At 46.8% G+C, this 14321-nt stretch carries 13 protein-coding genes; 7 read left to right on the top strand and 6 right to left on the bottom strand.

Annotated elements, in window-relative coordinates; all coding sequences use genetic code 11:
* Window positions 1-54: 54 nt before the first annotated feature.
* On the bottom strand, window positions 55-1518 hold the full coding sequence (locus KQJ19_RS10865) for an aspartate aminotransferase family protein (RefSeq protein ID WP_047498053.1): 1464 nt from the start codon (window positions 1516-1518) through the stop codon (window positions 55-57).
* Between the two features lie 15 nt (window positions 1519-1533).
* The gene (locus tag KQJ19_RS10860) at window positions 1534-2919 is read right to left on the bottom strand and encodes a diaminobutyrate--2-oxoglutarate transaminase (RefSeq protein WP_019076946.1); all 1386 of its coding nucleotides are present in this window, start codon (window positions 2917-2919) and stop codon (window positions 1534-1536) included.
* 611 nt (window positions 2920-3530) lie between these two features.
* On the opposite strand from KQJ19_RS10860, the gene lysC reads away from it, so the two are divergent.
* Window positions 3531-4892 (top strand): lysine-sensitive aspartokinase 3, encoded by a 1362-nt coding sequence (gene lysC / locus KQJ19_RS10855; protein ID WP_016156744.1) that lies wholly within the window; start codon window positions 3531-3533, stop codon window positions 4890-4892.
* Between the two features lie 124 nt (window positions 4893-5016).
* On the opposite strand, the gene ychH is transcribed toward lysC, so the two are convergent.
* Complete coding sequence (gene ychH, locus KQJ19_RS10850) at window positions 5017-5298, bottom strand: stress-induced protein YchH (RefSeq protein ID WP_016153301.1); 282 nt, start codon at window positions 5296-5298, stop codon at window positions 5017-5019.
* Between the two features lie 274 nt (window positions 5299-5572).
* On the opposite strand from ychH, the gene pth reads away from it, so the two are divergent.
* The 3 genes from pth to KQJ19_RS10835 all read left to right on the top strand — a co-directional run bounded on the left by pth (window position 5573) and on the right by KQJ19_RS10835 (window position 8757).
* Window positions 5573-6157 (top strand): aminoacyl-tRNA hydrolase, encoded by a 585-nt coding sequence (pth, locus tag KQJ19_RS10845; protein ID WP_016153302.1) that lies wholly within the window; start codon window positions 5573-5575, stop codon window positions 6155-6157.
* A gap of 115 nt (window positions 6158-6272) precedes the next feature.
* Complete coding sequence (gene ychF / locus KQJ19_RS10840) at window positions 6273-7367, top strand: redox-regulated ATPase YchF (protein ID WP_016153303.1); 1095 nt, start codon at window positions 6273-6275, stop codon at window positions 7365-7367.
* Between the two features lie 214 nt (window positions 7368-7581).
* Window positions 7582-8757, top strand: a complete 1176-nt coding sequence (locus KQJ19_RS10835) for an integrase arm-type DNA-binding domain-containing protein (RefSeq protein WP_216403652.1) — start codon at window positions 7582-7584, stop codon at window positions 8755-8757.
* 224 nt (window positions 8758-8981) lie between these two features.
* On the opposite strand, the gene KQJ19_RS10830 is transcribed toward KQJ19_RS10835, so the two are convergent.
* Window positions 8982-9701 (bottom strand): HNH endonuclease, encoded by a 720-nt coding sequence (locus KQJ19_RS10830; RefSeq protein ID WP_253296343.1) that lies wholly within the window; start codon window positions 9699-9701, stop codon window positions 8982-8984.
* Window positions 9694-10884: an AAA family ATPase gene (locus KQJ19_RS10825; protein WP_216403650.1), complete on the bottom strand. Its 1191-nt coding sequence runs from the start codon at window positions 10882-10884 to the stop codon at window positions 9694-9696. Before KQJ19_RS10825 ends, KQJ19_RS10830 begins: the two co-directional genes overlap by 8 nt.
* A 239-nt stretch (window positions 10885-11123) precedes the next feature.
* On the opposite strand from KQJ19_RS10825, the gene KQJ19_RS10820 reads away from it, so the two are divergent.
* Window positions 11124-11726 carry a site-specific integrase gene (locus tag KQJ19_RS10820; RefSeq protein ID WP_079497767.1) on the top strand — a complete coding sequence of 201 codons (603 nt, stop codon included), beginning with the start codon at window positions 11124-11126 and terminating at the stop codon, window positions 11724-11726.
* Between the two features lie 249 nt (window positions 11727-11975).
* On the opposite strand, the gene KQJ19_RS10815 is transcribed toward KQJ19_RS10820, so the two are convergent.
* Window positions 11976-12848, bottom strand: coding sequence for a LysR family transcriptional regulator (locus KQJ19_RS10815; RefSeq protein ID WP_047498027.1), 873 nt, complete (start codon window positions 12846-12848; stop codon window positions 11976-11978).
* A 108-nt stretch (window positions 12849-12956) separates the two neighbouring features.
* Here KQJ19_RS10815 and KQJ19_RS10810 point away from each other — a divergent pair, with 108 nt between their 5' ends.
* Both KQJ19_RS10810 and KQJ19_RS10805 read left to right on the top strand, forming a co-directional pair.
* A complete protein-coding gene (locus KQJ19_RS10810; RefSeq protein WP_141875238.1) occupies window positions 12957-14147 on the top strand; it encodes an MFS transporter in 1191 nt (396 codons plus the stop codon).
* Window positions 14144-14321 (top strand): FAD/NAD(P)-binding protein (locus KQJ19_RS10805; protein ID WP_216403655.1); only part of this gene is annotated, 178 nt, incomplete at its 3' end. The genes KQJ19_RS10810 and KQJ19_RS10805, both read left to right, overlap by 4 nt.

The raw sequence follows: 14321 nt of genomic DNA, 5'->3' as shown, positions 1-14321 counted from the left end.
AGGCAAAAAAATGGCTCCCGTGTGTGGGAGCCATTTTTATAATCAGCTTATTGCTTACGCGTTCAACAGTTGCTCAGCTGTCGCTTTCACGCTTGCCAGCAGGACTTTGACATCCTCCAGACACACCGTGGGGTTCAGCAGCGTCAGCTTCAGGCAGGTTACGCCATCCGCTTCGGTCACGCCAACGTTGGCGCTACCAGAAGCCAGCAGAACGTCGCCAATACGCTGGTTCAACAGCCCAACGAACGCCATGTCGTCACTGTGCGGACGGAAACGGAACAGCACGCTTGCCAGCTGCGGCTCCATCACCAGTTCCAGGTGTGGCTGAGTTTTCACAAACGCAGCCACATCACGCGCCAGCGTTACGCCGTTATCAATGATTTCGGCATACTGCTTTTTGCCCAGCGCTTCGAGCCCCATCCACAGCTTCAGCGCGTCAAAACGGCGCGTGGTCTGCAGCGATTTCGACACCAGATTCGGTACGCCCGCCTCTTCATCGAAATCAGAGTTCAGATACGCCGCCTGGTAACGCATCAGCTCGTAGTGGCGCGCGTCTTTCAGCAGGAACGCGCCGCAGCTGATGGTCTGGAAGAACTGTTTGTGGAAGTCCAGCGTCACGGAATCCGCCAGTTCAAGGCCGTTCAGGAAGTGACGATACTGCTCAGAAAGCAGTAACGCCCCGCCCCATGCTGCATCCACATGCATCCAGATCTGGTGTTCTGCCGCCAGCGCCGCAATGTCCGCTAACGGATCGATTGCGCCCGCATCGGTAGTACCAGCAGTGGCGACAATCGCCATCACCTGTTCGCCGTTGGCTTTCGCCTGGGCCAGCTTGTCTTTCAGGTCAGCCAGATCCATGCGTGAGAACGCATCGGTCTTCACCTGGGTGACGGAACGGTAACCCAGCCCCATCAGCGCCATGTTCTTCTGCACAGAGAAGTGCGCGCTTTCAGAGCAAAATACTTTGATTTTGCTCAGGTCGCCGGTCAGACCATTCTGCTGAATGGAATGCCCCTGGCGGGCAAAAAAGGCGTCGCGCGCCAGCATCAGGCCCATCAGGTTGCTCTGGGTGCCGCCGCTGGTGAACACGCCCGCGTCGCCTGCCGCATAGCCCACCTGCTCACGCAACCATTCGATCAGTTTGATCTCAATGATGGTCGCCGACGGGCTCTGATCCCAGGAGTCCATACTCTGGTTGGTGGCGTTGATCAGCACTTCTGCCGCCTGGCTAATCACCAGGCTCGGGCAGTGCAGGTGCGCCACGCACTGCGCATGGTGAACCAACAAGCTGTCTTTCAGAAAGTATTCAACCGCACGCTCAATAGCGGCCTGGTTGCCCAGGCCCTGAGACGTAAAATTCAGGTTGATACGTTCGCGCAGTTGCTCAACGGTTTTGCCCTGATACATCTCAGGTTGCTTCAACCATTCAACGACCGCTTGCGTACTCTGCTCGATAGCGTCCTGGTAGGCAGCAATGCTTTGTGCCGAGCCGGACAGAATCGGATTTACGTCTGACATTCGATCCAACTCCGTTTAAACCGGCTTCACGCCAGCGCCCAGCAGGGCATTTTCGAATTTATCGAGGAAAATCTCCAGCTCTGCGTTGGTGATCAACAGAGACGGCAGCAGACGCAGTACGCAACCGTTACGGCCGCCACGCTCAAGAATCAGGCCGTTTTCGAAACATTTTTTCTGCAGCAGCGCGGAAAGCTCGCCATCGGCCGGGTAGCAGCCCATGTGATCCTGCGCTTCGTTCGGCTTAACGATTTCCAGACCAATCATCAGGCCCAGACCACGTACCTGGCCGATAACCGGGTAACGTTTCTGCAGGTCAGTCAGTTTGCCTTTCAGCCACTCGCCCTGCGCAGCAACTTTATCGGCAATCTTGTCGTCTTTGAGGATTTTCAGCGTTGTCAGACCGGTCGCCATCGCCAGTTGGTTGCCGCGGAAGGTGCCAGTGTGGTGGCCCGGGGCCCACGCATCGAACTGCTTTTTAATGCCCAGTACCGCCAGTGGCAGACCGCCGCCAACCGCTTTGGACATCACGATGATATCCGGCTCAATACCGGCGTGTTCGAAGGCGAACAGTTTACCCGTGCGCGCGAAGCCTGCCTGAACTTCATCGATAATCAGCAGAATGCCGTGCTCCTGCGTTACTTTACGGATGCGTTGCAGCCACTCGATCGGAGCCGGGTTTACCCCGCCTTCGCCCTGCACCGCTTCGAGGATCACAGCAGCCGGTTTACGCACGCCGCTCTCAACGTCGTTGATCAGGTTTTCGAAGTAGTAGGTCAATGCTTTGACGCCAGCGTCGCCGCCGATACCCAGCGGGCAACGGTACTGATGCGGATACGGCATAAACTGCACTTCCGCCATCATGTTGCTGACGGCTTCTTTCGGCGACAGGTTGCCGGTCACGGACAGCGCGCCGTGGGTCATCCCGTGGTAGCCGCCGGAGAAGCTGATGATGCTGGAACGGCCGGTAACTTTCTTCGCCAGCTTCAGCGCCGCTTCAACGGCATCGGCACCGGACGGCCCGGTGAACTGCAGGCAATACTCTTTGCCCTGGCCCGGTAATAAAGAAAGTAAATACGATGAGAATTCATCTTTTAACGGTGTGGTAAGGTCAAGCGTATGTAACGGTAAGCCGCTTGTGATGACACTTTGAATGCTCTGCAGCACTTCAGGATGATTATGACCAAGCGCCAGGGTTCCGGCACCTGCCAGGCAATCAAGATATTGATTATTTTCTACGTCAGTAATCCAGACGCCCTGCGCTTTAGCAATTGCTAATGGCAGTTTACGTGGATAGCTGCGGACATTAGATTCAAACTCAGCCTGTCTTGCTAAAAAGGTATCATTGCTCTGTGGTAATGAATTAGCACTTAAAGTATCAATACGGACTTTATCCGTCATCATATCACTCCTACAACCAGGTGTAGATTAACGCCTGATTGAATAAATGGTTATAAGGGTTACCTGTAAAAAAGCGCGGCTAATATATGTTGTTTTAGCCCTAGACTCAATCATTTATTTTTCAACACATTTAGCGGGTGTTTTTTCTTTATAATTCAAAGTGTAACAGCCACCCTTCATTACGAAATCCTAAAGAAATATATCTATTTAATTAACAATTACCGTAGCCAATTGCAACGCATACGATGTTATAAAAACCATGTGATTTTCATGTTTTTATTATTTTTTTACACGTTTTTACCATTAATAATGTACGCGTTTTCTTGTTACGACATGATTTTTCACTTATTTGTCGATAAATCGAATAAAAAAGTCGATCCCTAAATATAAATCACTTAGTATGGCGCGCTTATTTGCAGGCTATGTAAATAAAATTAATGCGCAGCACCCGGTAACGCGTACAGGCGACACGCGTTTTCGACAACAGGTATTCCCTGGGTTGTCAGCAGAAATGTTCGCGGGCGGACATTTCGTAAGGCGAACACCGTTTCCCCTTATGCCGAGAATGAAAATTTTCTAGCCATACTTTTATGGCGCCCTGATATGAGATTGTTATGACTCGCATTTATCCACCATCCGTCGTTGCCAAATTTGGCGGCACCAGCGTCGCTGATTTTGATGCGATGAACCGAAGCGCCAGCATTGTCCTTGCTGATCAAGATGTCCGTTTAGTCGTACTGTCTGCTTCTGCAGGCGTTACAAACTTACTGGTCGAGCTTTCTGAAGGTCTGGAAACGCATCAACAATTAGATAAGCTTGAGACCTTACGCGCCATCCAATACAACATTATTTCCCGCCTGAAGCAGCCGTCCGTTATCAGCACGGAAATCGATAATCTTCTCAACAACATCCGCCATCTTGCACAAACGGCGACCGTTTCACCGTCTGATGCGCTAAGCGATGAATTGGTCAGTCACGGCGAGCTGATGTCCTCTTTACTGTTTACTGAAGTCTTACGTGAACGGCATGCCGAGGCCGGGTGGTTTGACGCCCGCAGCGTGATGCGTACCAACTCGAGTTTCGGCTGCGCCGAACCCGAACTCAGTACCCTGCACCACCTGGTGGAGACTCACCTGCGCCCTCGTCTTGAGCAAGCGATTATGGTGACCCAGGGGTTTATCGGCCGGGATGCCGCAGGGCATACCACTACGCTGGGACGCGGTGGTAGTGATTACACGGCGACGCTTCTCGGTGAGGCGCTTCACGCCGCACGCGTGGACATCTGGACCGATGTCGCAGGGATCTACACCACCGATCCGCGCATTGCGCCGCGGGCCAAACGGATTGACCACATCTCATTTTCCGAGGCCAGCGATATGGCCGCCTTCGGTGCGAAGGTCCTCCACCCGGCTACGCTGCTTCCGGCAATGCGCAAAAGCATTCCGGTTTTTGTTGGCTCAAGTAAGGATACGGCTGCCGGTGGTACGCTGGTGCATAACACCACCGACAACCCACCTCGCTATCGTGCGCTTGCCGTGCGCCGTAAACAGACGCTGTTGCGATTACATAGTCTGGAGACACAACCGTCCGGTTCTTTCCTGGCGCAGTCCTTCGCCATTTTAGCTCGCCACGCGGTCACGGTGGATTTGGTTACAACCTCAGAAAACAGTATTGCGCTGGCGCTGGACGCGACTCACGCTACCTCAGGTGAAGATCATATACTGACCAGCGCATTGTTTACCGCATTGTCCTCCCACTGTCGTGTGGAAGTGGAAACCGGACTGGCATTAGTCACTTTGGTGGGGAATCGGCTGACTCAGGCGGCGGGGGTTTGCAAAGACGTTTTTGCCTGGCTTGAAGGGCATACGGTGCGAATGATTTGCCACGGCGCGTCAAATGACAACCTGTGTTTCCTGTTGCCCGCTGAAGACGCGGATAGCGCGGTTAAAACGTTACATTATCGGTTATTCGAATAACGTTTCTTATATTCCGTAGCAAATATAAAAGTGCGTTCTATGCAAGGATAATGAACAAGCAGAGTCCTGGTTTTTCAACCAGGACTTTGTATTCAAACCGCAGCCCTCTCTGCCGGGAAACGATTTAGTTATGACGATGAGTGGTATCACCGCGACGACAGCGTTTGTCATAATGGCGTACCCACCAGTAACGGTCACTGATTTGCTCGTGCCCGCCCACTCTGGCTCCCGCCAACCACAGAACACCACCTACAAAAATACTGAGCACGGCACCATGTGCGAAAAACTGTGGCAGATTAAATTGCGGCAATTGGTTTAAAATAGAGTAACCAACCCCCCCCACCATCACCACCAACCCTAAAGCCATGAGCACGTTACCGAGTAACGAAGCGTTTTTGCGTTTCATGTGTCACCTCCGGAACTTTGGGTTGCTACAGGGAATACCCCTAATCCTTATGTGTAAAGTATAGACAACACTGCCGTTCGCAAGTGCGGGAGCGATCACAATTACAAACACTCGCGCAACAAAACTTTACAAATAAGCTACTGAACATACTCAATTTCTAATAGTCCATTTGTGCAATTATTCAGTTTTTGGCGATTAGAACGCAGTTTTTTGTCAAGAGCAGCATCAGACAGTAAACTACACGTCGTTTATGGAAACACTCAGGACAAAACACGTGACGATTAAATTGATTGTCGGCCTGGCGAACCCCGGCGCAGAGTATGCGGCAACGCGACACAACGCAGGCGCATGGTATGTCGATTTACTGGCAGAGAGATTACGCGCGCCCCTGCGTGATGAGCCGAAATTCTTCGGCTACACCTCCAGAGTAACGCTCGAAGGGGAAGATGTCCGTTTGCTGGTACCGACCACATTTATGAATCTCAGCGGCAAGGCCGTGGGTGCGATGGCCAGTTTTTATCGTATCAACCCCGATGAAATTTTGGTCGCGCACGACGAATTAGACCTGCCGCCTGGCGTGGCAAAATTTAAGCTCGGTGGCGGTCATGGCGGACATAATGGCCTGAAAGACATCATCAGCAAGTTGGGCAATAACCCCAACTTTCATCGTTTACGCGTGGGAATTGGTCATCCGGGTGATAAAAACAAAGTTGTCGGATTTGTTTTAGGCAAACCGCCTGTTTCAGAACAGAAGTTAATTGATGAAGCAATTGACGAAGCGGCACGTTGTACCGAGATTTTATTCAAAGATGGTCTGACCAAGGCAACGAGCCGGTTACACACCTTTAAAGCGCAATAAGCAGCGATGTGCGGCATTTTTCTCGCGTGCTGTGTATAATAGGCAGAGTTATTTACTTTTCTACAATCTGTTTTCCATAACAGGTTGAATATCAAAAGATTAAGGTGATTTAAACATGGGATTCAAATGCGGTATCGTCGGTTTGCCAAACGTAGGCAAATCCACCCTGTTCAACGCGCTCACAAAAGCGGGTATTGAAGCGGCAAACTTCCCGTTCTGTACTATCGAGCCGAACACAGGTGTTGTCCCGATGCCCGATCCGCGTCTGGATCAGTTGGCCGAAATCGTCAAACCGCAGCGTATCCTGCCAACAACGATGGAATTCGTCGATATTGCCGGTCTGGTAAAAGGCGCGTCCAAAGGCGAAGGTCTGGGTAACCAGTTCCTGACGAACATCCGTGAAACCGAAGCTATCGGCCACGTGGTTCGCTGCTTTGAAAACGACAACATCATCCACGTTAATAACAAAGTGGATCCGGCTGACGACATTGAGGTTATCAATACCGAACTGGCGCTGTCTGACCTGGATACCTGTGAGCGCGCTATCCATCGCGTACAGAAGAAGGCCAAAGGCGGCGATAAAGACGCTAAAGCGGAACTGGCTGCACTGGAAAAATGCCTGCCACAACTGGAAAACGCTGGCATGCTGCGTGCGTTGAAAACGCTGACTGATGAAGACAAAGCGGCTATCAAATACCTGAGCTTCCTGACGCTGAAGCCAACCATGTATATCGCCAACGTCAACGAAGACGGTTTTGAAAACAACCCATACCTCGATAAAGTGCGTGAAATCGCCGCAGCTGAAGGCTCCGTGGTGGTTGCAGTTTGCGCTGCCGTTGAAGCTGACATCGCAGAACTCGATGATGCTGACCGTGAAGAATTCATGGCTGAAATGGGTCTGGAAGAGCCAGGTCTGAACCGCGTAATCCGCGCTGGTTACGAACTGCTGAACCTGCAGACCTACTTCACCGCTGGCGTGAAAGAAGTTCGTGCATGGACCATTCCTGTTGGCGCAACGGCTCCGCAGGCGGCGGGTAAAATTCATACTGACTTCGAGAAAGGCTTTATCCGCGCACAAACCATCGCGTTTGAAGATTTCATCACCTATAAAGGTGAACAAGGCGCGAAAGAAGCCGGTAAGATGCGTGCAGAAGGTAAAGATTACATCGTTAAAGATGGCGATGTGATGAACTTCCTGTTCAACGTCTAATTCGCTTCTGTTGTCTCATGCGATCTCAGTGAATCGCATGAAGACCGAAAAACCCTATAAAATCCACGCACTTGCGTGGATTTTTCTTTTCATAATGTCTCAACTCATCTCATAACAGCGCAGTCAAAAATGAGTACAGACATGAATACAATCAGTTTTCATCTTCATTTTAGGTGAGTGCAATAGCGGTCTAAGAAATAGACAAGGACTCGCTATGCTCACTGATACGCAATGCCGCACTGCTAAGCCGAAAGAAAAACTCTATCGACTCAATGACTTCAATGGTCTCTACCTCGAAGTAAAACCCAACGGCAAAAAGGCATGGCGCTATCGGTTTAAACTCAACGGTAAATCCAGCATGTTTGCGCTGGGTGAGTACCCGACGGTCAAACTTGCCGAAGCTCGCGAGAAATGCGAGCAAGCGCGTAAGCAAGTCGCAGATGGAGTTAGCCCGACACAGGCTCGTCAGTTAGATAAGATTCGCAAGGTCAATGACGCATCTAACACCTTTGAGCTGATCGCCAAAGAGTGGTTGCAGATGAAAGACCGGGCCGAAATTACCAAAACGCGGCGACTTGATATGCTTGAACGTGTGGTTTTCCCCGCCATCGGCAAACTTCCTATCAGGGAAATCACCCCGCACCACATTCTTAAAATTCTTCAGAAAACGGCTAAGCGCGGCGCTCCGACCGTTGCCGCTGAAGCCCGCCGCACCATTTCATCAGTTTTCGAGTTGGCAGTAGCGACACTTAGAGCTGATAGTGATCCTGTCTGGCCCGTGCGCAAAGCTCTTCCGGCAAACAAAACGCAGCACAAACAGGCATTGAATCCGCCGCAAATCGGGAAACTATTAAGCTGTTTTGACAACAGTCGCGGCTCATACCAAGTTAACTATTGCATGTGGCTTATGTGGTGGACGCTGGCGCGACCAGCCGAAGTAACTGAGGCAGAATGGACAGAATTCGATCTCGATAACGCACTGTGGACGATTCCGTCAACGCGAATGAAAGCTCGCAGAGAACACGTTATTCCCCTTCCCTCCCAGGCTGTCAACATGCTCAGAACACTACAGGGATTAACCGGGCATCGACACCATCTCTTTCCGGGCCGTGATAACCCGCGTGGCCCGATGACATCACACTCGCTGCGTCAACTACTTAAAAGCCTCGGCTGGAGCGGTACTTATAGCCCACATGCAACCAGAACCACAGGAAGTACCCGCTTAAACGAGATGGGCTATCGACCTGATGCTATCGAAGCTCAGCTTGCGCACGCTGATACCAACAATGTTCGTCGCACATACAACCATGCAACTTATCTTGATGAGCGTACAGTGATGATGCAGGAATGGGCTGATATGTTGGACAAATGGGTAGCAGGATTCGAGTAGAACTTGCTGCACTTAGTGAACCACGAGGATAGAACTCATTCCTCAGGGTCCACTTTGTGCCAGAAGCGGACGTTAAAATGTTGAAGTATTTTTCTAAGATAATGCTACACTCCATCTGTTTATTTATATGACGCATAGACACTTATATAAAACAACAAGTAATTCCAATACAATGCAAAGCTTCCTGTTTTGCATTGTATTAGGAGTCAAGCTTGTATCTTCAATTATCTAGCATCTAATTGAAGATAATATGAATTATCATGTAATTCAATAAGATCTGCATCCCACAAGCTATTCTTGAGCAATAAATCCTTTAGTTTTTCATAATCTTTATCTGAATGCAAAGTGTATGCAGTAAAAGCTGAGTAGGGGCGATTAGATTGGCAGGCTTGTAATAACTTAGTCATGCCATTTCTTAATTGATCTAAATTAGAAGATATTTTTCCCAACTCAGATAATTGCCTGCTTATTTCATTTGATGCTACAAACCTTGAATATACAACACGTTCATCATCATTAAGGTAAAGTTTTTCAATGGTATTTTCCCCCTTAAGGTCTTTACCATATAGTCTAAATGCTTGCTGCTTTAAATGGAGTTTAGGATCATCATCATAAGGGTTTACAATTGGATGTAAACTGACATCTAAAGTCCATTTTTTACGGTTACATCGACCACAAGATGGAAGCAAATTCTCCCATTTTACTACATCATCCGGGTATTTGTCTTTATCTTTGAAATGCTCAACTTGCATATAAGAATCTTCTTTTTGCAATTCACATTCACAATATGCACATTTATACGAGCTGCTCTTTAATAGAGCATCCCCAATTGATTTTGTTTTCCAAATAACTTTTGATTTATCTTTTTTAAACTCTTCAGTTAATTCTTTTACTTTATCATCAGTTAGATATTCAGGCTTCAATGCGCGTTTCAGCTTAATCATTTTCATCATCCCGGATTTTATCTAATTGCATTTTGAAAACGGGACGAAGTGGATATTGAGGATGTAGCATTTTGTCCAGCTCTTGAAAAGCCGATAGCGCCTCTTTTTTATCTTCCTCATCAAGTGCAATATCAAATCTTCTCTTAATCTGATTATATTTTATAGTCCTTAAATCTGGCATACCCATTATATCTTCAAGTATCTCTTCAATAGTCCACCCTTGATAACCATATTTTGAGCTTGGAAGAGATCTTTGACTAACGACTCCATCAACACTTCTTTCAAGAGCGATAACCTCACCATACGCAGCAGTCTGAACTACATGAGGACTATGTGTTGTAATAAAAAACTGAGCTTTAGGAAAGATAATTTTCAAAATACCACAGATTTTCCCTTGCCATTCTGGATGAAGATGAAGTTCAATTTCATCAATTAAAATTATCCCTTCATAACATTCAGCTGATATTTTATCTTTCTCAAAACGATAATCAATTTCCTTAATCAACCCTAAAAGAATAAAGATTGTTGACTTAAAACCTGATGACAGATATTCAAGATATATCTCTCCAGTGGGTGTCATCAGAAAAATCTCATTTTTTGTATCAAGGCGATTAAATGAGTAAGTTGAGTTTAATACACTAAAGCATCTTTTTGAAAGTTCGAGATTTTCTAACTGAATATTTGATAAGTGATTTTCATGCTTGCTATGTAATATTCTGTTCAAAAACCAGTCTTTGATATCCTCATTGTCAATGCCTGAAGTGCTATAACGAGCACGATGCTCAACTTCAGGATCGGATTTTATTGAGCTAACTTTTTTGTAATTAATATCTCTATTGGTTCTAAGATATAAAAGGTTATTCTTGTTTTGGTCGTATGAATTATTAGCAATGTATTGATCGCTTACACTTGGTTCGAATTTTTTTATTTCAACATTGAAAGAGAAAGTCTTAGGTTCAACATTCTGAGTGATATTAATTTCAATGAAACCATTTTCACTTCCGGCTTTTTTGCTAATGATATTTTTGTCAAATTCACTAAAACAAGATGCTATAGAGTCAAGCACATTTGTTTTTCCAACACCATTCTCTCCACAAATTATATTTATCTGTTGGTTTAAATTTTGCAATGCAAGATTTGAAATTCCACCAACATCCATTATTTTTATACTTTCTATTTTCATTTGATTACTCTAATAATTAATTAAATATAATATTTTCTTGTCTTCGTATTTAATTATATCAAAAACTTTAACAATTGTTAACAATGTATTGTTTCGAAGCTATGAATTATTAATATTACTACAGTATGAAATTCGTTGATTTTAATCTGTATTGGTCGCCAGTTTGAAGCTGCAACGTCCACTCCTCGCTCATAAGGGACAACCATACTCAAATCTCCAACATTGCAGGAGATTTGAGTATGAACATGTCACCGTGGAACAAAGACCGTATCATAGGCCAAAAAAGACCACTTCAGATATCTCATATCTGGGGGATCCGAATCCGGCTTGAACTGGAAGGTAAAACGCGTGATTTAGCTCTGTTCAACATGGCCTTAGACAGTAAGCTACGAGGCTGTGATCTGGTGAACCTCAAAGTATCTGATGTTGCATATGGTAGCTCGGTTTCAAGCAGAGCTACGGTGCTGCAACAGAAAACCGGTAGCCCTGTGCAATTTGAGATAACCAAAGGGACAAGAGAAGCTGTTGCTGCATTGATAAAGCTTGGCAATTTGCACAGTAAAGACTTCTTGTTTCGGTCTCGGATCGGAACTAACCGGCACATATCAACCCGGCAATACAGCCGAATTTTTCATGGGTGGGTAGAAAAGCTTGGTCTCGAAGCTTCGCTTTACAGCACACACTCCATGAGAAGAACAAAACCTTACCTGATCTACAAGAAAACCAAGAATCTTCGGGTGATCCAACTTCTGTTGGGCCATAGGAAACTGGAAAGCACAGTCCGTTATCTGGGCATTGAAGTCGATGATGCGTTAGAGATCTCTGAATCGATTGAAGTCTAAGGTTGTCAGGGCTGCAACAGCAGCCCTGTGCCAATGGCAGACTGGCAACGAACGAATCAGAGAGCAGATGCCGTTCTTACTACAAAACAGTGGTCAAATTTCTTGACCAATCCCAGGAAAGAAATCTTCAGCAACTCTATTAAATTGCATTAGTCAATCCTGAAACTGAAAGCCTGCATCGATAATAGATCCATATAGAGTATTTACCAGCCCAAAAGCCCTAACGGCACAATATGGTTGTGGAATACCTCAGTGGGATGAAACAAAGGAAACAAAGCAATTCAATACCCGGCTAACCTCACGATTTTTAAGCCATATCATCATAGTATTGACATTACCAATGTGAGGAGTAATAGAGTGGCACCGTATGGGGAAGCTCGTTTCATACTGTTTGACGACGCTCTCAGGCAATAATGCAATGCCCATTCCGGCACTTACGCAACCAAGTATTGCCTGAAAAGAACCAAACTCCAGCGGGTCGTCATAATCGACATTTTGTAGCCGTAACCATTGCCCAAGCCGGGAACGATAATTACATCCTTTCACAAAGACGAGCGGCCTTGTCACCTCCAGATCGGCTCCCGTCACGACATCACCATGCTCTGCGGCCGTAACCAGAACCAGGGTTTCCTGACACAGCACCTGCGTTTGTAGCCTTGAATTGTCTACGTGCAACGCCTTGTGGTCAGCGACGAAGGCAATTTCAAGTTCACTATTCTGGATCTGACGAACTAACACATCTGTCGGTGACGTTTTTAAGTTTAATTCTACGGAGGGCATTTCACGGTGGAAGTTTGCCAGCAAAGCAGGAAGTCGGACGGCGGCAGTGGTTTCCATTGCGCCAATGCGCAGAGGGCCAGCCACTTTCGTTCCCTGCATAGACAACTCGGCTTCGTCTAAAAGCGCGAGGATTTTGTTAGCGTAACGCAGAAGCAGTTCACCTTCAGGGGTGATGTGAAGACGATTCTTCTCGCGAACAAACAACGAAACATCCAGGCTGGACTCCAGTTGCTTGAGCCGCGTCGTGACGTTTGAAGAAACGCAGTGCAGATTACGGGCTGCTGCGGTGATAGAGCCGGTTTCCGCGACGGTTTTAAACAAATTTAATGAGGTACTGTTCATCGTGTCTGTCACTCAAAGTGAAGGTTTTCGTCATTTTTATTAACTTTTTATTATCATTTCTTTATGTAACATAACAATCAAATCTGATTGACATATTGAGCCTGAAAAATGGATCTTGATCACAATGTTATTGGCCATCGCCAGTTGAGCACGGCTGTCTTCGGTATGATTGTTTTAACGCTGGGGATGGGAATTGGTCGGTTTTTATATACTCCGATGCTGCCGGTCATGTTGCATGAAGGCATTTTTAATTTTTCGCAATTATCGTTAATCGCAAGCGCGAATTACGCCGGATACCTGGTTGGCAGCCTCCTGTTCTCGTTTGGTATTTTTGGTGGCCTGAAGAATATCAAAACGATGTTAATTTGTGCTGCATTAGTCACCGGCCTGCTTATTTTTGCGATGGCAGTAGTCACGCACCCTGATATAGTAATTGTTATTCGATTTATCGCCGGTGTTGCCAGCGCAGGCATGATGATATTCGGGTCGATGCTTATGCTACAGCATACCCATAATCCGTTTGTCATTGCTTCTTTGTTTGCCGGCGTCGGGGTGGGTATTTTTATAGGCAATGAATATGTTATAGCCGGTATCGCATATGCATTAAATGCAAAGCTACTATGGATCGGCGCGTCAATCATTTCAGCTGTACTCTTCATCGCGCTGATTATCTTGCTGCCTGCAAATAAACACGTTCTACCTCCTCAGAAAAAAGCTTCGTCATCCGAGCCGAACATCCAGTGGTGGAATTTAGCATTGTTATATGGACTGGCAGGCTTCGGTTATATCATTGTAGCTACTTATCTCCCTTTAATGGCCCGGGGAGTGGGTAATGAATTTCTGGCCAACCATATCTGGTCTATTGTTGGCCTTGCCGTTATCCCAGGATGCTATGGTTGGTTATGGGCTGCACGCAAGTGGAGCATATTGTCCTGCCTGAGTGTTAACTTAATTGTGCAGGCGAGCTGCGTTGTGATGGCCTCGTTTATCCATTCCCCGCTTTTATTGACCTTGAGTTGTATTGGCTTTGGTGCAACTTTCATGGGAACCAGTTCTCTCGTTATGCCACTCGCGAAAAAGATTTCTGCACCACAGAAAATTAATCTTCTGGGTCTGGTGACGTTAACATATGGCATTGGGCAAATTGCCGGGCCATTAATCGTGAGTGCGTTTCAGAACAATAAAAACGGGATGACTATTTCAATATTATCTGGCGCTTGTGCGTTATTTATCGCAGCAGGGATTAGCTATGTTCAACACAGCAAAGTTAAATACTCTCAAAGTTGGAGCAAAGAATGAGAAAGACAACCGTTGCTATTATAGGAATGGGGCCTCGGGGGCTTAGTATTCTGGAAAGGATTTGTGCTCAGCATGCACAACGTAAACAGAATGAACATATTAATATTGTTATCGTTGATAAAAATGCGATGGGTGTAGGTGCGCACAGTTTATCGCAGCCCGACCATTTATTGG

It is taken from the genome of Citrobacter sp. S46_ASV_140 (assembly GCF_018919545.1).
Taxonomy (GTDB): Bacteria; Pseudomonadota; Gammaproteobacteria; order Enterobacterales; family Enterobacteriaceae; genus Citrobacter; species Citrobacter braakii.
Note: the sequence above shows the minus strand (reverse complement) of the source record. Positions and strands in the feature narration are given on the sequence as shown.

Bases quoted from the DNA above. Each gene is read 5' to 3' on its own strand.
- KQJ19_RS10865 (WP_047498053.1), bottom strand. From the start codon at position 1,518: ATGTCAGACGTAAATCCGATTCTGTCCGGCTCGGCACAAAGCATTGCT.
- KQJ19_RS10860 (WP_019076946.1), bottom strand. From the start codon at position 2,919: ATGATGACGGATAAAGTCCGTATTGATACTTTAAGTGCTAATTCATTA.
- lysC (WP_016156744.1), top strand. From the start codon at position 3,531: ATGACTCGCATTTATCCACCATCCGTCGTTGCCAAATTTGGCGGCACC.
- ychH (WP_016153301.1), bottom strand. From the start codon at position 5,298: ATGAAACGCAAAAACGCTTCGTTACTCGGTAACGTGCTCATGGCTTTA.
- ychF (WP_016153303.1), top strand. From the start codon at position 6,273: ATGGGATTCAAATGCGGTATCGTCGGTTTGCCAAACGTAGGCAAATCC.
- KQJ19_RS10835 (WP_216403652.1), top strand. From the start codon at position 7,582: ATGCTCACTGATACGCAATGCCGCACTGCTAAGCCGAAAGAAAAACTC.
- KQJ19_RS10830 (WP_253296343.1), bottom strand. From the start codon at position 9,701: ATGATTAAGCTGAAACGCGCATTGAAGCCTGAATATCTAACTGATGAT.
- KQJ19_RS10825 (WP_216403650.1), bottom strand. From the start codon at position 10,884: ATGAAAATAGAAAGTATAAAAATAATGGATGTTGGTGGAATTTCAAAT.
- KQJ19_RS10820 (WP_079497767.1), top strand. From the start codon at position 11,124: ATGAACATGTCACCGTGGAACAAAGACCGTATCATAGGCCAAAAAAGA.
- KQJ19_RS10815 (WP_047498027.1), bottom strand. From the start codon at position 12,848: ATGAACAGTACCTCATTAAATTTGTTTAAAACCGTCGCGGAAACCGGC.
- KQJ19_RS10810 (WP_141875238.1), top strand. From the start codon at position 12,957: ATGGATCTTGATCACAATGTTATTGGCCATCGCCAGTTGAGCACGGCT.